The organism is Paraburkholderia sp. SIMBA_027 (assembly GCF_046535315.1).
Classification (GTDB): Bacteria; Pseudomonadota; Gammaproteobacteria; order Burkholderiales; family Burkholderiaceae; genus Paraburkholderia; species Paraburkholderia tropica.
Genome location: NZ_JAWRWY010001323.1, coordinates 1 through 247 on the forward strand (window position 1 = coordinate 1; position 247 = coordinate 247).

The following is a 247-nucleotide window of genomic DNA, read 5'->3' on the forward strand; positions in this document are numbered from 1 at the left end:
GGGCCCGCATCGGCGCCCGCCGTGCCGGCCGAGTCGATCAAGATGTTCCCGCAGCCGGCGGCCGGCCAGCAGCGCGCGGTGATCGCGCTGCCCGCGCTCGAGAACGAAGGCGATGCGCGTGTCGAACTGATGATCGGCAAGACGCTGTGGAACGAGTTCAATTCGAACCGCGACTGGCCGGTCTCCTCGGCGGTGGCAACCATTCTTCTCTTGATCCTCGTGGTGCCGATCGTGTTCTTCCAGAATG

Annotated in this window: 1 protein-coding gene; it reads left to right on the forward strand. The window is 65.6% G+C overall.

The window, feature by feature from the left end:
• Positions 1-247, forward strand: a 247-nt coding sequence (locus tag SB764_RS43455) for an ecotin family protein (protein ID WP_410867235.1), incomplete at both ends; no start/stop codon positions are given.